The following is a 19,069-nucleotide window of genomic DNA, read 5'->3' as shown; positions in this document are numbered from 1 at the left end:
TCAATTTTAGTTTAGTTTACTTTTTGGAACTGGTACACGACATCGGTCATTTTTCCGCCCACATCGATTTTGTCGACCAATTGGAACGAGGTTTCGGATTGGTTGGCGATATTCAGCACGTATCCGTCGCGCACTCGTTTCGCTTTCTCGCCCGCACTCAACACTTTAAGCACGAATTGTCCGTCTTTGTTGACAAACCACGTGATTGGAGAACTGAAGGTGCAACCCGATTTGGTCAATTCCATCGTACCTTTGTTGTTGTTCGACACGAATTTCCACGCGCTTCCCACGAAACACTGTGAGTCAGCGATTCCGAAAGAATTCACGGTGATGTAATTTTGTCCGGGATAAGAAACCGAGGCGATTGTCCAGTTGCCTTTGATGTCCGATTGGGACGATCTGTCGAGTTTTGTCGTCGTGGCCGAAGTGGATTTGCATCCGATGGCGAATACCGCCAAAAGGCCAATAAATAGTAATCGTTTCATTTTGTGACGCTTTAGATTTAGGTTATTTTGCTAATTTAAAGATACGTCGCGTGGCCGATTTCTGTTAAATTTTCGTCCGACATTTAATTAAAGATTAACAATGACAGACATTTTGTCAGAAGCGCAACCAATGGTATTTTTTTTGAAAAATCCCAAATCCGAATACGAATCCAATTAAACAAAACAGATATGACAACAGGAAAAATCAATGTTTCGGTAGAAAACATATTTCCGTTAATCAAGAAATTCCTTTATAGCGACCATGAAATCTTCCTTCGCGAATTGGTTTCGAACGCGACCGACGCGACTTTGAAGCTGAAACACCTCACAAGCATAGGCGAGGCGAAAGTCGAATATGGCAATCCTGTCATCGAGGTCAGGATCGACAAGGAAAACAAGAAAATCCACATTATCGACCAAGGTCTTGGCATGACAGCCGAAGAAGTTGAAAAGTACATCAACCAGGTCGCTTTTTCGGGTGCGGAAGAATTTCTTGAGAAGTACAAAGAATCGGCTAAGGATTCAGGAATCATCGGACATTTCGGACTCGGATTCTACTCTGCGTTCATGGTAGCCGAAAAAGTCGAGATCATCACCAAATCGTTCAAGGACGAACCGGCGGTGCACTGGATTTGCGACGGAAGTCCTGAGTTTACACTCGAACCATCGGACAAAACCGACCGCGGAACCGAAATCGTGCTTCACGTAGCCGAAGATTCGCTCGAATTCCTCGAAGACCACAAAATCTCGGGATTGCTTTCCAAATACAACAAGTTCATGCCGGTTCCGATCAAATTCGGGACAAAGACAGAACAGCGAGCGTTTGGCGTTGGCGAGGACGAAAAAATGGAAGATGTCGAGGTTGACAACATCATCAACAACCCGAATCCGGCTTGGACGAAACAGCCTTCGGAATTGTCGAATGACGACTATCAGAACTTTTACCGCGAATTGTATCCGATGCAGTTCGAGGACACGCTTTTCCACATCCATTTGAATGTCGACCATCCTTTCAATTTGACGGGAATCCTTTATTTCCCTAAGCTCTCGAAGGATTTGCAGATTCAGAAGGACAAGATCCAATTGTACCAGAACCAGGTTTTCGTGACCGACAATGTCGAAGGAATCGTGCCTGAATTCCTTACGATGCTTCGCGGCGTGATCGATTCTCCGGACATTCCGCTAAACGTGTCTCGCTCGTATCTGCAAGCCGACGGGAATGTCAAGAAAATCTCGAATTACATCACGAGAAAAGTTGCCGACAAACTCAAATCTTTGTTCAACGAGAACCGCGCAGATTTCGAGCAGAAATGGAATGACATCAAGATCGTGCTCGAATACGGAATGTTGAGCGAAGACAAATTCTACGAAAAAGCGGGCGCATTCGTTCTTTATCCGACGGTTGACGACAAATTTTACACGCTCGAGGAACTCAAGGAAAATCTCAAGGAAAACCAAACCGACAATGGCGGAAAACTCGTCGTTTTGTATGCCCAAAACAAAGATGCGCAACACTCGTACATCGATGCGGCAAAGACGAAAGGCTACGAGGTTTTGCTTATGGATTCACCGATCGCCTCGCATCTGATCCAAAAACTGGAAAGCGACAACGACAGCATGACTTTCGTTCGCGTCGATTCTGATCACGTGGACAATCTTATCAAAAAAGACGAGACTTCGATCTCGAAATTGTCGGACGACGAGCAGGAAAAACTCAAAACGGCAGTTCAAAGCATCGTTCCTTCGGCGACTTACACTGTTCAGCTGGAAGCGCTTGACAGCGAATCGGCTCCGTTTATCATCACGCAACCCGAATTCATGAGAAGAATGAAGGAAATGAGTCAATCTGGCGGTGGCGGAATGTTCGGAATGGGAAATTTTCCGGAAATGTACAATCTCATCGTGAATTCGAATTCCGAACTCGCATCGACCATTTTGAGTACGGACGATAAATCGGCTCAGGAAAACTTGGTAAAACAGGCGTTGGATTTGGCCAAACTTTCGCAGAATCTGCTAAAAGGCGAAGAACTGACAGCTTTCGTAAAACGCAGTTTCGGGTTGATCCGATAAAAAAACATAATTTCAAAATTGAGCTCGCGGAAAACTGCGGGCTTTTTTTTTGAATCTGCGGGATCGGGAAATTTGAATTTGAAGAAATGTTGAACAACGAATAACGAACAACGAATGTTGAACGAAAAAGGTCGAAGGCAAAATGATCGTATGAAAAACCTTAATGATCTTAACGATCTTAATGGTTCAAAAAAAATCAAGGTTAAAATCGGCAGAAGCAGGGAATTTGAATTTGAAGAAATGTTGAACAACGAATAACGAACAACGAATTTTGAACAAAATAGGTCGAAGGCAAAATGATCGTCTGAAAAACCTCAATGATCTTAATGATCTTAATGGTTAAAAAATTTAAGGTTCGCATCTGCGGAAGCGGGAAATTTGATTTGAAGAAATGTTGAATAACGAATAACGAATGTTGAACAACAAAAGACGAAGGCAAAATGATCGTATGAAAAACCTTAATGTTCTTAACGATCTTAATGGTTCAAAAAAAACCAAGGTTAAAATCGGCAGAAGCGGGAAATTTGAATTTGAAGAAATGTTGAACAACGAATAACGAATGTTGAACAACGAATAATGAATGTTGAACAACGAACATAATTACCCCAAAATCCAAAGCAAAACCGGTTTCCTGGTTTTTTGCAAACGCACATCCAATTGCTCCATAAATGAATCGGAAACCGCCGGACAACCCCAACTCAAAGGCGAGAATTCCGGATAGATTTCCTTGTTTGCCACGGCTTCCCACGAATGCAATACAATAACGCGTTTCTCGGCGTTGTCGTTCGATTTTTCCAAACCTTGCAGCCAATATTTGACCTTGATTCCCCAAGCGCTTTTGTCGCGCGCGCCAATCTTGTATTTGCCAAAGGCCGAGCAATGACTGTCGTTCGTATTGCTGAAACGCGCCTTTTCCCACATGTCCTGATGTTCCGTCGGAATGTCGCAGGTTCCGTGTGTTACAAGGTTTTGCCCAACGATCTTTTTCTGGTTGAAATCGTAAATGAAAAATCGGTTTTTGCCCGAATGGATGCTCAGATCGACCAGGAAATAAAAATCCTCGTTGAAGCCTTTCTTCTTACAGAAAGCCAAAGCCTCGTCGTTTTCAGAGGAATAATTTTTCTCCGGAAATTTATCCGCCAAGGCAGAATCGGCCGAATTACAGCACACAAAAGCGATAAACGCCACGAAGACCGTGAGTTTCATATTGGAAGGTTTCTCAAATAACTCCAAAATTTCACGTTTTATTTTAAACCCGATCGGGAAAATCCGGTCTTACTAAAAAAGATGCCATGAACCGCAACACGCTTTGGTCGCTACGCCTCGGATTTTCGGGCAAACATTCTGACGCCATCGGCAAGAAAGGCCTCGAAAAATTCCTGTCTGATTCGTTTTCGGCTTCTTACGACAAGTCTGGTCCGAAATGTCTTGATGACGATCCCAAAACCTTGGCGGAATTTCAACAATATCGGCAAAGGATAAAAGATTCGGCAAGTGAAGAAAACAAGAAAGCGCTTCGCAGACAACTTCGCAATGCTTTGGAACTGCGTGTTTGGTGGCTCGACAAAATGACCTCGTCGGAGTTTCCGCTTCGTGAGAAAATGACCGTTTTCTGGCACAATCACTTTGTTGCATCGGCCCAAAAAGTCAAGATGAATTGGTGGATTTACCAGCACAACGCGATTTTGCGCCAGCACGCTTTCGGCAATCTAAAGACCTTGACCAAAGCCATTCTCAAGTCGAATGCGATGGTGCGTTATCTCGACAATACTGACAATCGCGTCGGGAAAATCAACGAGAATCTGAGTCGCGAATTACTGGAACTTTTTACTATCGGAATCGGGAATTATTCGGAAGACGACATCAAGAACGGGGCAAAAGCGCTCGCCGGACTCCATCTTGGAAACGACAGCGCGGTTTATCGTCCTAAATTCGAAGACAACGAAGTTATCGTTTACTTTGGAAAATCCGGGAAATTCAAGGCCGACGATCTCGTCGACATCATTTTCGATCAGCCGAATGCGCCTTACCACATCACGAGAAAAATCCTCAAATGGTTCATTTACGACAATCCCGATGAAAAACTCGTCAAGTATTACGGCGATTTCCTGCGTGAGTCGAACTTCGAACTCAAGCCATTTCTGACCAAGATCTTTACCGAAGAATTTGCGAAAGACAGCGCCGGTTCGAAAATCAAGGATCCGCTGACTTACGTTTTGCAGTTGTGGGACGAACTCAAAATCAAGCGCAAACCATCTTATGCCGTTGCGGTTTTCCTGCGCCAGCAAGGCATGGATTTGTTCAACCAACCAAATGTGAAAGGTTGGGATGGCGGCAGGTCGTGGCTCACCTCGCAGATTTTCCTGCAACGCAATACCGTAGCCGATGCTTTGTGCGCCGGAAAAAACATCAACCGCGGAAAGCCCAAGGAATTGATGGACGAAAACGAGACGCCCGACAAAGAAACGCGTTTGGACATCGAACTTAACTTTCCAAAGAACGGCGACAATCTCGAGATCATTTCGGCTTTGACCGACCGTTTGCTATTCACGACCGACAAGAATCTTCAGGACGATTTCGAAAAATTGCTCAAATATGACTTCGACCCAAAATCGCCCGGAGCCGAAAATACCGTTTTGAGGTTGTTCAACGATATGGTCAAAACGCCCGAATTCCAACTCATCTAAACGCAAAACCATGAACAGGAGAAAATTTTTGACGTTGACCGGAACTTTTACCGGAGGCACTTTGCTCCTTCCCGATTTCCTTTACGCCTTCGGCAACCAATCGAATTTGGTCGTTGGCGAACAAAGCGTGGTTTTCGTCCAACTCAACGGTGGAAACGACGGGCTGAACACTTTCGTTCCTTATGACGACGTTTTGTATCAGGAACTTCGGCCGGCGATCGCATTGCACAATTCCGAAGTCATCAGCGCTCACAAAGGCATGGCTTTTCATCCGGCTTTGTCGGGTTTTGCGCAGCTGCAACAGGACGGAAATTTGTCGATCGTGCAAAATGTCGGGTATCCAGAACCTGTTCGCTCGCATTTTCGCAGTCAGGAAATCTGGCAGACGGCTTCGGCTTCGAACGAATATCTCACGCAAGGCTGGCTCGGCCGTTACCTCGATTTGCAGTGCAAGGATAACGAACTTACGGCTGGCGTGAACATCGATTCCATTGACAATCTGGCGCTCAAAGGCGATGAGCCGAATGCGATCACGGTCAAAGATCCGTCGCGTTTTGTGGTTCGGAACAAGGAAAATTCGGGTGTGAAACTTTCGGACAATCCGCAGTTGGATTTTGTGCGCAAAATTGCGGGTTCCGTTGTCGAAGGTTCGGACGACATTCAGAATGCTTTGTCGAAAGCCGCCGCGTCAGACGTTTCGTATCCGAAAACCAACCTTGGAAAAAACCTCGAATGGATCTCAAAACTCATCAAAGGCAATCTCAATTCCAAGGTTTATTACACGTCCTTGAACGGATTCGATACGCACGACAACCAACTGGCTTTGCACAAAAATCGCCTGAGTGAACTCAATGATGCGGTTTTCAGCTTTTACTCCGACTTAAAAAAATCGAATCAATTACAAAACGTGACAATCGTCGTTTTTTCGGAGTTCGGGCGACGCGTGAAAGACAACGGCCGCGGCACCGACCACGGAACAGCCGCTCCGATGTTCGTGATTGGCGGACAGAACAAAGGCAAAGTCATCGGCCAAAACCCGAACCTTTCCGATTTGGACAATGGCGATTTGAAACACCAAATCGATTTTCGCAGTGTCTACGCGAGTTTGTTGCAGCAAAAACTGGGTTTCGATTACAAAAAAATCGGCATTGAAAACCAAGTATTGGCCGGACTTTTCTGAATTTAAAAGCCGGAGTTGCAAACTCCGACACACAGTCCGCGGAGTTAAAAACTCCGCGTCACCAAAAAACTTTATGATTTCTGTAACATTTCGGCACGATTTTCGTCTACTCCGAAACATCAATCAACCTAATCATGAAAAGAATCTTCAACACGCCAAACTTCCTGATCCTGGGAATCGCCGTCGCCGCGGCAGGTTTGCTTTATCTCGGGCTCATATTCAATTGTTCGGCCAAGCACGATCGCGTGGTGAACAACAACGATTTTACCACCGAAATTTCGGTTCCCGCCTAAAATGGGTTTGCGCGAAGCCATTTTGGCAGACATCGAACAAATTCAAATCGTACGAAATGCCGTAAAAGAGAATACGCTTTCCAATCCGGCGTTGGTTTCGGACGACGATTGCCGCGAATTTCTTTTTGAACGAGGAAAAGGCTGGATTTTCGAAATCGGTTCACGAATTGTCGGCTTCTCGATCGCCGATCTCAAAGACGAGAACATCTGGGCGCTTTTCGTGCATCCGGACCACGACCAAAAAGGCATCGGCCGACAACTTCACGATGTCATGCTCGATTGGTATTTTTCCCAAAACAAAAAATACGTTTGGCTCGGCACTTCGCCCAATACGAGAGCCGAAAAATTCTACGAGCTTTCCGGATGGTCGAAAAATGGCTTCCACGGAAGTGAAATCAAGTTTGAAATGACAGCCGAAAACTGGAAAAACCGAACAAACATCACATAACTTTCCTCGAGTAAAGCAAGTTTCTTCAATGCTTTGTTAATTCTGGAGCGCGGCCTTTTTTTGTGATTTACCTTTACGGAATGACAAAACTCCAACTTTCGGTTCTCGACCAATCCCAGATAAGACGCGGCTCGAACGCACGCGAAGCACTTGAGGAATCGGGCAAACTCGCCCACCTTGCAGAACAGCTCGGTTACACGCGTTTTTGGGTCTCCGAACACCACAATTTCAAACTTGTGGCCGGAACCGCGCCCGAAGTCCTGATTCCATATCTGGCTTCCCAGACTTCAAAGATCCGCGTTGGTTCGGGCGGAATCATGTTGCCCAATCACAGCACTTTGAAAGTTGCCGAGAACTTCGGATTGCTCGAGACTCTTTACCCGAACAGGATCGATTTGGGAATTGGACGCGCGCCCGGCGGCGACAGGTTGTCGGCTTATCTTCTGAATCCTTCGAACCAGTTTTCGGAAAAGGATTTTTATCAGCAATTGATCGATCTCCAGGCGTTTTTCAGAGGCGATAGCGAACCTGATTCGGTTCAGGAAAAAGTGAAATCGTATCCGCAACCTGACGAATTGCCAGAAATGTGGATGCTTACCTCAAGCGGCGGAAGCGCCCAATTTGCTGCACATTTCGGTTTTGCACTGTCGTTCGCCCAATTCATAAATCCCGAAGGCGGACCGGATACCGCAGAATTCTATCGGCACAATTTCAAGCCATCGAAGGAACTCAAGACACCAAAGGTGAACGTAGGGATTTTTGGCTTCTGTTCCGAAGACGAACAAAAAGTGCAGGATTGGATCACCGATTTCCAGTTTCGGATCCTGTACATCGAAATGGGCGGACAAGGCGACTATCCAACGCTGGAAGAAATCAAGAAAATGAATTTCTCGATGCAACAAAAAGCGCGAATGGCCTTTAACCGCGGACGTTTCGTGGCCGGAACGCCAGAAAAGATCAAGTCGGAATTCCTCAAGATCGCCGACAGGTACGAAACCGACGAGATCATGATCGCGACGCCCACCGAAAGTTGGGAAGACAGAAAACGGTCTTACGAATTGATGGCCGGACTTTTTCTCTGACGCGTCGTCACGTCCAAAATAACCAAACACCGAGTTTCGTGCTGCCGAATGCTTATTTTTGCGAAATGGCATTTACCGCAGACCAAACATTGGATCGCAATTTCGAATTCAAAAAAGGCGAATACGACAATTGTACATTTGAAAACGTCGATTTTTCGAACGTCGATTTTGGGAATTCGAGCTTTGTCGACTGTGTTTTCCAGGACTGCAATTTCAGCATGTCGCGCGTTTCCAAAACGGGTTTTCGCGACGTTACTTTTCGCGGTTGCAAACTTTTGGGCTTTCGGTTCGACCAGTGCAACACGATGATTTTCTCGGCCGAATTCGAGAATTGTCAACTCGATTTCGCCTCGTTTTTCAGGATGAAACTTCGCAGGCGACACTTTTTGGGCTGTTCGTTGCGAGAGGTCGATTTTTCGGAAACAGATCTGAACCAAGCCGTTTTTACCGATTGCGATTTCTCGCGCGCGATTTTCGACAACACGAATCTCGAAAAAGCCGATTTTCGGTCTTCCCGAAATTTCACGATCGATCCTGAGAACAACTCCGTTCGCGGCATGAAAATTGAGCTTGCGGCCACTCTCGGATTACTTCAGAAATATGGCTTGGACATCGAAATCTAGTTTTGGATTTTCGCTTCCGCGGATGCCTTTTTTGGTGGTGCTATTTTTTGTCTTCGGATGTTCCGATGCCGAAAAACGCACGATTTTCCTTCAACCTTTTTCCGATTTCTCAGGTTCCGATGCGGAAAAAATCCGGACGGAAATTTCAAAAATCTACTCCGATGTAAAAATCCTGCCCAGCATCGATTTTCCGAAAGACAGCTGGAATGCATCCAAAACGCGCCGTCGTGCCGATTCCATCATTCGTTTTCTCGAAAGACGCACGCCGGGAAACCAGCTCGTCATCGGACTCACCAACAAAGACATTTCGACGACAAAAGGCAAGTTCAAAGATTGGGGCGTGATGGGTTTGGGATTTTGCCCCGGAAAATCTTGCGTTGCCTCGACTTTTCGGCTGTCCAAAACCAAAAAACCCGAGCAACTTTACAAAGTCGCCATCCACGAACTCGGACACACCGAAGGCTTGCCGCATTGCCCCGAAAAATCGTGTTTCATGCGAGACGCGAAAGGCAAGAACACCAAAGATCTCGAGACAGGATTTTGTTTTGGCTGTAAGCGGAAGTTGGTTGCTTCGGGTTGGAATCTCAAATAAACTGCATTTTTCGTGAATCGGAATTGCCTATCTTTGCAGGCTTTTTTAAAAATTCCGATGTCAAACAACAACATTCTCAAAGGCGTATTTCTAGTCGGGCTTGGTGCCACGAGTTACGGCATGCTCGCCACTTTCGTGAAACTCGCTTACCACGACAAAGGCGTCACGGGATTGCCTTTCACGCCTGCCGAAGTGATTTCGTCCCAATTCATTATCGGGATTCTGGCTTTGTTGCTTATCAATGCTTTCCGCAAGAAAAAAACCGATGAGCCAAAAGCGACAAAAACCGATATAAAACAATTGCTGCTCGCCGGAACTTCCACGGGGTTGACTAGCATTTTCTATTATATGGCCGTGAAGTTCATTCCGGTTTCGATCGGTATCGTGCTTTTGATGCAAACGGTTTGGATAGGCGTGCTTCTGGAGATGTTTCTTGACAAAAAGCGTCCGTCTCCGCTCAAGATTGCGGCCGTCTTCGTGGTTTTGATAGGAACGGCTTTGGCGACGAATCTGGTCGAAAACGTAGCCGGACTCGATTGGCGCGGACTTGTTTTGGGGTTGCTCGCCGCGGCTTCGTTCACGACGACAATGTTCACCTCGAACCGCATCGCCGTTTCGCTTTCGTCTTCGCTGCGAAGTTTGTACATGCTTTTGGGCGGCGCGGTCGTAATCCTGTTTTTTGCCTTGGCCACGCAACACACGCCTTTCAACTACGACATTTTCTACAAATGGGGATTGTTCGTGGCGATTTTCGGGACGATCATTCCTCCTATTCTGCTCAATATGGGTTTTCCGAAAACGGGAATCGGGCTTGGAAGCATCGTTTCTGCTCTCGAATTGCCGGTTTCGGTGACGATGGCCTGGCTGCTTTTGCACGAGAAAGTGACGGCATTGCAGTGGTTTGGGATTGCGCTGATTTTGTTTGCCATCGTGATCATGAACGTTAATTTCCGAAAGGGCAAACGCAAAAACACTTAACTTTCAAGAAAACCGATTATGGAATTTGCGTGGCATTTGTACCTGATGGCAGGTTTGTACATTTTGGCGGGTCTGAACCATTTTCGCAAGCCGAGGCTTTACGCCAGGATGATCCCGGACTATTTGCCGAATCCGAAGTTGCTGAACATTTTGAGTGGCATTGCCGAGATTTCGCTTGGCATAGGACTTTGCATTCCTGCCGTTTCACGATATTCCGCAGTTGGAATCATTGTGCTGCTGATCGCGATTTTTCCCGCGAACGTTTATATGCTCACCAATGAATCTGCCGCTTTGGGACTTCCGAAATGGGTTCGGCTCGTGCGGCTTCCTTTACAGCTTTTGCTTATTGCATGGGCTTGGCAATACACGATATTCGTCGGTTGAACCTATCGGTTTTTAGCATTTATCCGATAAAAAGCAAATAGTTTTCCACATACTTATTATCGGTAAAAAATCGAAAATCGTCTAACATTCCATTGATCTCTAAACCGATAATTCGCAATTCGTCAATCATATTACAAATTTTCTTACAGTTTCAAATTTCTGAGGCAAAACCAAACGGGCTTTCCTCTCGTACATCGGTTTTTACCCAAATGTTTTTTGCCCTAAATTCGCTTATCAATCGGAGTAAAGTCCGATGAAACCATCCAAACACAATGAAACCTTTATCGCTTAAAAACAAGATAGACCTCGCGTTTGCGGCCGTTGCGATCGTGTTCTGCATTCTGGTCTATTCAACTTACAACCGAGCTGCTTCGGTTACCCAAAATCGCGCGGCACTTGTCCGGACCTACAATTCCAACACCGTTCTCGAAAAAATCCTTTCGAGCATGACCGACGTCGAAACGGGCGGCCGCGGTTACACAATCACCGGAAAAGAAAATTTCCTGTCAATCTACGAAAGTGGCAAAAAAGACGTCGACCACTGGATCGATTCGCTCGAAGATATGCAAGGCAGTCACAAGGAAGACGTAGATCGTATCGCCGAACTCAAAAGCCTGATCGAACACAAAAAGGAATTTACGATCCTGACGATTGCAACCCGACGCGAAAAAGGCATGGATGCGGCCGTCGACTTGATTTCTTCTGAAAAAGGAAAGGAAATCATGGATTCGATCCGCTAGAAAATCGCGGCTTACCAAGAACTTCAGGTGAACATCCTCAATGAGAAAATGGCCGATACGGACGAAAACGTCAAAGCGCGCAACATCAACTTCGTCTTGTTCGTGATCGCGACGATGATCTTGGTCGTTTTCGCTTATTCGAGAATCAGACTGAACGCCAAACAAATCATTCTCGACGGGCAAATCCAGAGCAAGCTTGGCGAAGAATTGGCTTACCAGAACCAACAATTGAACGACTTCGCCAACATCACTTCTCACAATCTGCGTTCGTCTTCGAGCAATATGCAATCGCTGGTTTCGCTTGTGGACGAAGAGAGTTCGATCGAGGAATACAAGAATATTTTCGCGATGATGAAAAAGGTCGCGCACAACCTTCACGAATCTTTGAATGATCTTATAGAAATTCTTCGGATCAAGAAGAACAAGGCTTTGGAGAAGGAATCTGTTTCTTTTGACGAGGTTTTCGACAAGGTCGTCGGAACGCTTCAGGGCGATATCCTGAACCACAAAGCATCGGTCACTTCTGACTTCGCCCAGGTAAAGACCGTGATGTTCTCGAAAATCTATCTTGAAAGTGTGTTGCAGAATCTTATCGGAAATGCGATGAAGTACAAATCGCCCGAACGTTTGCCCGAAATCAAGGCGTGGACACAATATATTGACGGCGAAATCGCGCTCCACATTCAGGACAACGGACTCGGGATCGATCTCGAAAAACACGGAAACAAGGTTTTTGGCATGTACCAAATGTTCCACAAACATCCTGAAGCCAAGGGAATCGGGCTTTTCATCACCAAAGCGCAGATTGAAAACCTCGGAGGAACGATCTCGGTGGAAAGCGACGGGAAAACCGGAACGACTTTCATCGTGAAGTTCGGGCGTTAAAATTTGCGCGAAAATACGCTGGCGAATACGATTTCGTTACTTTCGTAAAAGTCCTATTTTCGCTATGCAAACCATAATCGACTATTTTTCGACGATTCCATCGGCTCACCGCGCGGCCATTCTCGCTGGCGGCATCGCGATTTTCTGGATTGTCGAGAACGCTTTTCCGCTGTTTCGCTTCGACTACAAAAAGTGGCGCCACGCGTCGATCAACATTTTCTTTACGCTTACGACCGTCGTGGTGAATTTCGTGCTGGCTTTCGTTTTGCTCAAAGCCGCCGATTTTGTGCATTCGCAGAACTTCGGAATCCTGAATTGGTTGCCCGAAATGAACATTTGGCTGTACGCGATTCTGGGATTGCTGATTCTGGATCTTATCGGAGCTTGGCTTGCGCATTTCGTCCAGCATAAAACCCGGGTTTTGTGGCGTTTTCACCTGATTCACCACACCGATACCTGGATTGACACGACTTCGGCCAATCGGCATCATCCCGGCGAAAGCGTGATCCGATTTTTGTTTACAGCTTTGGCGGTGCTGGTTTCGGGCAGTCCGATGTGGCTGGTTTTTTTGTATCAGTCGCTTTCGGTGGTTTTTTCGCAGTTCAATCACGCCAATATTTCGCTTCCGCGGACTTTGGACAATTTGATAAGCTACATAATCGTTTCGCCCGACATGCACAAAGTCCATCACCATTATGTCTTGCCTTACACCGATACCAATTACGGCAACATTTTCTCGATTTGGGACAGATTGTTTGGGACATTTTCGAAACTCAAGCGCGAGGAAATCGTCTACGGCGTCGACACGCACATGGATCCGAAAGACAATAACGAGGTTGGCAATCTGCTCAAAATCCCCTTTCGGAAATATCGTCCGGCGACGCGAAATCCATCGGAATAAAAATTTTTGAAACCCTTGTCAACCGATTGGAATTTTTATTAATATTGGAAAAATAAAACTGGTCACAATTACAATTTTCTTCTGATTACCAATGAGAAAGAGCAAACGCCCTGAAATCTCCTCAGCGCAAACCGCACGCGTAAAAAAACTGGCGCTTGAAGAACGCAACCCCTTCGAGGCCATCAAAAAAGAATTCGGGTTTTCTGAACAGGAAATCATCGAAATCATGAAAACGCTGCTCAAACCCGATCCTTTCGAAGTTTGGCGCAAAAAAGCCGTTGCCGCGAAGCCAAAACCGAAAGCTCCAAAAATTGACGATTTCGACGAAGATCTCGATGGCAAATATTACATAAAAAACAAATTCTGATAAACGAAACCCGCCCGAAAAGCGGGTTTTTTCGTAAATTCCCGCTTCTTAACAACCAAACGACAAATGAAGAAATTACTGCTTATTTTGCTGCTTCCGATTGGATTGGCGGCACAAAACACGTTCAAAACGGCTGAAGTCGACGTGAACGCAACGCTAAAAGGAACGCTTTACACGCCTGACGTCACCAAAAAAACACCATTGCTGATCCTTTTTTCAGGATCTGGCCCGACTGATCGCGACGGCAACCAACCCGGAGTGAAATCGGATAACCTCAAATTGCTCGCCGAAGCTTCGGCCAAACAAGGCATCGCGGTTTACAGTTTCGACAAGCGTATCATCGCCATGATAAACTCGGGCAACATCGACGAGACAAAACTCTCTTTCGACGATTATGTCAAGGATGCCAAAGACGTGATCACGTTTTTCAAGAACCAGAAAAAATATTCCAAAATCGTACTTGGCGGGCACAGCGAAGGTTCGCTCGTGGCAATCCTCGCTACGACAGGTTATGCCGACGCGTTGATCTCGATTGCCGGTCCGGGGCGAAGCATCGACAAGATCATCACCGAACAAGTCGCCAAACAAGCTCCGAATCTGCAACCTGAAATCGAGAAATACTTCGGAATCCTCAAAAAAGGCGAAACATTCAAGCTCGAAGACCAAACGCTGGCGATGCTTTTCCGCGAAAGCGTGCAACCTTACATGATTTCGTGGATGAAATATGATCCGGTGGCCGAAATCAAGAAGATCAAAGTTCCGACGTTGATCATCAACGGAAGCAAGGACATTCAGGTTGGCGAATCGGAAGCGCAATTGCTCAAAGCCGCAAAACCCGACGCCAAAATCGTGATCGTGCCCGATATGAACCACATTTTCAAGACGATAAAAGGTGACGAAAGCGAGAATTACGAGTCTTACAACAAACCGGAATTGCCCATTTCCGAGGCTTTTGTGTCGGCCGTTAATTCATTCATAAAAACCCTCTAGCGCTGTAACTATTTTTTACCTTCGCGCACTAACGTTAAAATAAATCTCAACTTAAATGAAAAAAATAGCGCTGGCGCTGGCTTTTGTGGCTTCTTTGTGGAGTTTTGAAGTTTCGGCCCAATCGAAATCAAAGGCGAATCCTATCAAGGTCGCGATCGATCTCAACGGTGTCAAGGACGACAAAGTTCCCGTGACGCTCACGGCTCCGTCGATTTCATCGGACAAAATCGTTTACCACATCCCGAAAACCGTTCCGGGAACTTATTCCACGGACGATTACGGAAAATTCGTCGATGATTTCAAAGCCTACGACGCAAAAGGAAAAGAGCTTGTAGTGGCCAAAACCGACGACAATTCGTGGGAAATCACCGGTGCGAAAAAACTCGCGAAAGTTTCCTATTGGGTGAACGACACTTACGATATCGAAGAAAAGCACAAGGTTTTTTCTCCTGCCGGAACGAACATCGAAGCCGGAAAGAACTTCATGCTGAACATGCACGGATTCGTGGGTTATTTCCAGGACAAAGGCCAATTGCCTTACCAGATTTCGATCACGCATCCAGCCGATCTTTGGGGCGCGACGTCATTGACCGATACGGACGCTTCGGACACAAAAGATATTTTTGAATACAGCCGCTATTTCGAGGTTGGCGATCATCCGATCATGTATTCGAAGCCGAATTCGGTGACTTTCAAGGTCGACGATATGGACATCGTTTTGGCGATCTATTCTCCAAATGGCGCTTTTGACGCGAAAGACATCGCTCCCGAAATGGAGAAAATGATGAAGGCGCAAAAGGCGTTTTTGGGTCCGATCAACTCTACCAAGAAATATGCTATCATTTTGTATCTGTCAGATATGACGAAACCCGATGCGCACGGATTTGGCGCTTTGGAACACAATACTTCGACGACCGTGGTTTTCCCTGAGCAAATGCCAAAGGAACAATTGCTTCCGGCGTTGGTCGACACGGTTTCCCATGAGTTCTTCCACATCGTGACGCCGCTTACGATCCACGCCGACCAAATCCAGTTCTTTGATTATGCCGCTCCAAAAATGTCAGAACACCTTTGGATGTACGAAGGCGTAACCGAATATTTCGCGAACCTTTTCCAGGTGAACCAAGGTTTGATCGACGAAAACGAATTCTTCGAGAGGATGTCCGGAAAAATCCAGAACGCTTCGAGAATGAACGATACGATGTCGTTTACCGAAATGAGCTCGAACGTACTGGTCGATCCTTACAAGGCGCAATATGTGAACGTTTACGAGAAAGGTGCGCTAATCGGAATGTGCATCGACATCATCGTCCGTGAGAAAAGCAATGGAGAACGCGGCATTCTCGACTTGATGAAGAAACTATCGAAAGAATACGGAATGGAAAAATCGTTCAAGGACGCCGATCTTTTCCCGAAAATCGTCTCGTTGACTTATCCTGAAGTGGGCGATTTCCTCAACAAATACGTCAAAGGCACGACTCCGATCAACTATGACGAGTATTTTGCCAAAGTCGGTGTTTCGAAAGAGACCAAAAAAGTTCCCGGAAATGTCTTCATCAAAGGTCAGACGCCATACGTGCAGGTTGATCCGGATTCCAAAGCGATCAGTGTCGTTGCCGGAATCGAGTTGAACGACTTCTGGAAAACGCTTGGCCTTAAAGGCGGAGACGTGATTTCTGAAGTAAACGGAAAAGCTTACAACCTCGACAATATCTACGACCTTGTCATGGGAAGCCAGGCTTGGAAAGAAGGCGACGACATCACGATCGTTTACAAGCGCGACGGAAAATCTGCCACTGCGAAAGGAAAGGTGAAATTGCCTTATGAGGACGCCACAGGTTATGCCGTTACAGATCACAGCAAAGACAAACTCAGGAAAGCTTGGCTGAAAAAGTAATCTGAATCCGGTTTTTAAAATACATCCGCGAACGGGTTTCCTGCGTCGCGGATTTTTTTATTTTTGCGCACCAACGAACTTCACATGAAAAAGACACTGGCGGCTTTGTTCGCATTCACGATACTCGCCTCTTGTTCGAAAGAGGAAAAAAAAGGCAATCTCGAAATTTCGGGCACGATCAAAGGCCTTAAAAAAGGAACGCTCTATTTGAAGCAGATTCAGGACACGGTTCTGGTCAACATCGATACGATCGTTTTCGACGGAAAGTCTGATTTCAAAACCGCAGTCGACATCAAGGAACCGGAAATGCTTTATCTGTTTTTGGACAGAGGTGAAACGGCCTCGATCGACAACAGTTTGCCGTTCTTCGCCGAACCTGGCAAAATGACGATCGATACAGATTTGGAAACTTATTACGCCAAAGCCAAGATCACAGGTTCGAAAAACCAACAACTACTCGAGGAATACAACCAGATCAAGTCGCGTTTCGTGGGTCAGGAATTGGAGATCAAGGTCAAGGACATGGAAGCCCAAATCAAGAACAAGACTTTGCCGGACACCGAAATCGCCAAGTACGAAAGCGCAATGAAACGCCGCTATCTCTACACGGCAAATTTTGCGATCAACCACAAGGATTCTGAAATCGCGCCCTACATCGTGATTGCCGAAACGCCAAACCTCGGATTGCCTTTCATGAAACAGGTAATCGACGCCATAACGCCAAAAATCGCCGCATCGAAATACGGCAAAATCCTCAAGCAACTTTATGAGGAAAGACTCAAACTCGAAACGCCTGTCGCGATGAATTGATTCACACCTGAAAATACAAAAGCCGTTCTATTTGGGACGGCTTTTTCTTTTGACGGAATTTTAGAATAGAAAATCTACAGTCGCAAAGAATACTGGCTTAAATGGGAAAGTGCCTTAAACGAAAAAACCACCCCGATTTGGAGTGGTTTTTTTAATGAGCCGATAGAGGGACTCGAACCCACGACCTGCTGATTACAAATCAGCTGCTCTAGCCAGCTGAGCTACACCGGCGTCTCATTATTTCGGTGCAAATATAGAAGTCAATTTCATATCTGCAAAAAAATATTGCCTGTTTTTTGGCTTAAAGTGCATTAATTTTTGCAACCAATTGGTTTGCAGATGCTTCAAATTCCTTGCGGATTTCGGCAAAATGCGCTTTTTTGTTCTCAACACCTTTTGCGTTGATTTTTGCTACCAAAGCATCGAAAGTGGCGATTGCCTCGTCGATCACAGCGTTGCTTTCTGAAGTTGGTTGTCCTGATGAAGTCATCTCGTGGATGTAAACAGCTTCAATGATGTCGCTAACGACGTAATTGATTTCTTTCTTAAGGTTCTTAACGTTTGCCATTTCTCTTTTTATTTTGAATTGCGGTGCAAAAGTACACAATCTTTTCGTTACGGGACAAAAACTTCGAGAAGCGTTCCGTAACCCGTGATTTTGAAGTGCTTCAAAGCCGCCGGAATCAAGACCGTATCGCCAACTTTATATTCGTATTTGGTTTCGCCCAACTCAATCGCGAAGTGACCGTCAACACACATATAGACCGTAAAACTTTCGCCGTCTTTTGAAACTTCCATCTCGTGTCTCAGCGGAATGACGCTCGTGTGAAAATACGGGCAATCCACGATCGTATTGGCTTGGTCTTCGCGGTCGGAGTACGATTTTTGGGTATCGGTCAGGTCGTAGTTGATCGCGTCCAAAGCCAGATCGACATGCAGTTCTCGCTTGTTTCCGTTGGCGTCTTTTCTATCGAAGTCGTAAAGGCGATAAGTTATGTCAGATGTTTGCTGGATTTCGGCGATCAGGTTTCCGGCGCCAATCGCGTGGACCGTTCCCGTTTCAAGGAAAAAAGAATCGCCTTTTTTGGTTGGAATCGTGTCGAGAATGTCGAGAAGCGAGTTTTGTTCGAGGTTGAAAAGATATTCCTCACGTCGCGATTTGTTCTTGAAACCGACGATGATCTTGGCATCGAAATCGGCTTGCATGACGTACCACATTTCAGTCTTTCCGAACGAGTTGTGGCGTTTTTGGGCCAAGTCGTCGTTTGGATGCACCTGAATGGACAAATCCTCGCGCGCGTCCAGGAATTTGAACAAAAGCGGGAATTCTTTTCCGAACTTGTCGTGGATTTTGGCTCCGAGGAGTTCGTTGGGGAATTGTTCCAGAAGATCGTTGAGCGATTTGTCTTTGTATTCTCCGTTCGAAACCACGCTCACGTCGCCTTTCACTCCAGAAAGTTCCCAGCTTTCGCCGGTGATGTCGCTTGTTATTTCTTTGTTCAGGACAGATTTTAGCTTGGTTCCGCCCCAAATTCTTTCTTTTAGTATCGGATGGAATTGAATGGGATATAAGTTCATTATTGGAAATCGTTTGGTTATTCGTTGTTCGTTGTTCAACATTCGTTGTTCGTTGTTCAACATTCGTTATTCGTTGTTC

The 19,069-nt window shown here is 45.9% G+C and carries 21 protein-coding genes and 1 tRNA gene; 17 read left to right on the top strand and 5 right to left on the bottom strand.

Annotation, left to right across the window (positions count from 1 at the left end):
* Positions 1-11: 11 nt before the first annotated feature.
* The gene (locus EOO49_RS12285; protein ID WP_290846085.1) at positions 12-485 is read right to left on the bottom strand and encodes a lipocalin family protein; all 474 of its coding nucleotides are present in this window, start codon (positions 483-485) and stop codon (positions 12-14) included.
* Between the two features lie 189 nt (positions 486-674).
* Here EOO49_RS12285 and htpG point away from each other — a divergent pair, with 189 nt between their 5' ends.
* Positions 675-2,555 carry a molecular chaperone HtpG gene (gene htpG / locus EOO49_RS12280; RefSeq protein ID WP_290846083.1) on the top strand — a complete coding sequence of 627 codons (1,881 nt, stop codon included), beginning with the start codon at positions 675-677 and terminating at the stop codon, positions 2,553-2,555.
* Between the two features lie 600 nt (positions 2,556-3,155).
* On the opposite strand, the gene EOO49_RS12275 is transcribed toward htpG, so the two are convergent.
* The gene (locus tag EOO49_RS12275; RefSeq protein ID WP_290846081.1) at positions 3,156-3,761 is read right to left on the bottom strand and encodes a murein L,D-transpeptidase catalytic domain-containing protein; all 606 of its coding nucleotides are present in this window, start codon (positions 3,759-3,761) and stop codon (positions 3,156-3,158) included.
* Positions 3,762-3,847: 86 nt separating this feature from the next.
* Between EOO49_RS12275 and EOO49_RS12270 the strand changes: the two genes are divergently transcribed.
* From EOO49_RS12270 to EOO49_RS12195, 16 genes are all read left to right on the top strand, one after another.
* Positions 3,848-5,242: a DUF1800 domain-containing protein gene (locus EOO49_RS12270; protein WP_290846079.1), complete on the top strand. Its 1,395-nt coding sequence runs from the start codon at positions 3,848-3,850 to the stop codon at positions 5,240-5,242.
* Between the two features lie 10 nt (positions 5,243-5,252).
* Complete coding sequence (locus EOO49_RS12265; RefSeq protein ID WP_290846077.1) at positions 5,253-6,422, top strand: DUF1501 domain-containing protein; 1,170 nt, start codon at positions 5,253-5,255, stop codon at positions 6,420-6,422.
* Between the two features lie 134 nt (positions 6,423-6,556).
* Positions 6,557-6,715 carry a hypothetical protein gene (locus EOO49_RS12260; RefSeq protein ID WP_290846075.1) on the top strand — a complete coding sequence of 53 codons (159 nt, stop codon included), beginning with the start codon at positions 6,557-6,559 and terminating at the stop codon, positions 6,713-6,715.
* A gap of 1 nt (position 6,716) precedes the next feature.
* On the top strand, positions 6,717-7,163 hold the full coding sequence (locus EOO49_RS12255) for a GNAT family N-acetyltransferase (RefSeq protein ID WP_290846073.1): 447 nt from the start codon (positions 6,717-6,719) through the stop codon (positions 7,161-7,163).
* An 80-nt stretch (positions 7,164-7,243) separates the two neighbouring features.
* Positions 7,244-8,245, top strand: a complete 1,002-nt coding sequence (locus EOO49_RS12250; RefSeq protein ID WP_290846070.1) for an LLM class flavin-dependent oxidoreductase — start codon at positions 7,244-7,246, stop codon at positions 8,243-8,245.
* Positions 8,246-8,310: 65 nt separating this feature from the next.
* Entirely contained in the window at positions 8,311-8,868 is a 558-nt protein-coding gene (locus EOO49_RS12245; RefSeq protein WP_290846069.1) for a pentapeptide repeat-containing protein, read from the top strand.
* Positions 8,846-9,460, top strand: a complete 615-nt coding sequence (locus EOO49_RS12240) for a Zn-dependent protease (protein ID WP_290846067.1) — start codon at positions 8,846-8,848, stop codon at positions 9,458-9,460. Before EOO49_RS12245 ends, EOO49_RS12240 begins: the two co-directional genes overlap by 23 nt.
* Before the next feature lie 57 nt (positions 9,461-9,517).
* Positions 9,518-10,438, top strand: a complete 921-nt coding sequence (locus tag EOO49_RS12235; protein ID WP_290846065.1) for a DMT family transporter — start codon at positions 9,518-9,520, stop codon at positions 10,436-10,438.
* Positions 10,439-10,456: 18 nt separating this feature from the next.
* Entirely contained in the window at positions 10,457-10,822 is a 366-nt protein-coding gene (locus EOO49_RS12230) for a DoxX family membrane protein (RefSeq protein WP_290846063.1), read from the top strand.
* A gap of 272 nt (positions 10,823-11,094) precedes the next feature.
* Complete coding sequence (locus EOO49_RS12225) at positions 11,095-11,562, top strand: CHASE3 domain-containing protein (protein WP_290846061.1); 468 nt, start codon at positions 11,095-11,097, stop codon at positions 11,560-11,562.
* A gap of 27 nt (positions 11,563-11,589) precedes the next feature.
* Positions 11,590-12,447 carry a HAMP domain-containing sensor histidine kinase gene (locus EOO49_RS12220; protein WP_290846059.1) on the top strand — a complete coding sequence of 286 codons (858 nt, stop codon included), beginning with the start codon at positions 11,590-11,592 and terminating at the stop codon, positions 12,445-12,447.
* A gap of 64 nt (positions 12,448-12,511) precedes the next feature.
* Positions 12,512-13,348 carry a sterol desaturase family protein gene (locus EOO49_RS12215; RefSeq protein ID WP_290846057.1) on the top strand — a complete coding sequence of 279 codons (837 nt, stop codon included), beginning with the start codon at positions 12,512-12,514 and terminating at the stop codon, positions 13,346-13,348.
* Between the two features lie 91 nt (positions 13,349-13,439).
* Positions 13,440-13,715: a DUF2805 domain-containing protein gene (locus EOO49_RS12210; RefSeq protein ID WP_290846055.1), complete on the top strand. Its 276-nt coding sequence runs from the start codon at positions 13,440-13,442 to the stop codon at positions 13,713-13,715.
* A 66-nt stretch (positions 13,716-13,781) separates the two neighbouring features.
* Complete coding sequence (locus EOO49_RS12205) at positions 13,782-14,705, top strand: alpha/beta fold hydrolase (protein ID WP_290846053.1); 924 nt, start codon at positions 13,782-13,784, stop codon at positions 14,703-14,705.
* 55 nt (positions 14,706-14,760) lie between these two features.
* Positions 14,761-16,602 carry a peptidase M61 gene (locus EOO49_RS12200; protein WP_290846052.1) on the top strand — a complete coding sequence of 614 codons (1,842 nt, stop codon included), beginning with the start codon at positions 14,761-14,763 and terminating at the stop codon, positions 16,600-16,602.
* Positions 16,603-16,686: 84 nt separating this feature from the next.
* Positions 16,687-17,412 (top strand): DUF4369 domain-containing protein, encoded by a 726-nt coding sequence (locus tag EOO49_RS12195; protein ID WP_290846050.1) that lies wholly within the window; start codon positions 16,687-16,689, stop codon positions 17,410-17,412.
* Between the two features lie 157 nt (positions 17,413-17,569).
* Here EOO49_RS12195 and EOO49_RS12190 read toward each other — a convergent pair.
* The 3 genes from EOO49_RS12190 to EOO49_RS12180 all read right to left on the bottom strand — a co-directional run bounded on the left by EOO49_RS12190 (position 17,570) and on the right by EOO49_RS12180 (position 18,990).
* Positions 17,570-17,643 (bottom strand) — tRNA-Thr (locus EOO49_RS12190).
* A gap of 70 nt (positions 17,644-17,713) precedes the next feature.
* Positions 17,714-17,980: a hypothetical protein gene (locus EOO49_RS12185; protein ID WP_290846048.1), complete on the bottom strand. Its 267-nt coding sequence runs from the start codon at positions 17,978-17,980 to the stop codon at positions 17,714-17,716.
* A gap of 47 nt (positions 17,981-18,027) precedes the next feature.
* Positions 18,028-18,990, bottom strand: a complete 963-nt coding sequence (locus EOO49_RS12180) for a type I phosphomannose isomerase catalytic subunit (protein WP_290846046.1) — start codon at positions 18,988-18,990, stop codon at positions 18,028-18,030.
* Positions 18,991-19,069: the final 79 nt, after the last annotated feature.

The sequence above is a fragment of the Flavobacterium sp. genome, assembly GCF_004295795.1.
Taxonomy (GTDB): domain Bacteria; phylum Bacteroidota; class Bacteroidia; order Flavobacteriales; family Flavobacteriaceae; genus Flavobacterium.
This window is presented reverse-complemented; position numbering and strand designations above follow the sequence as displayed.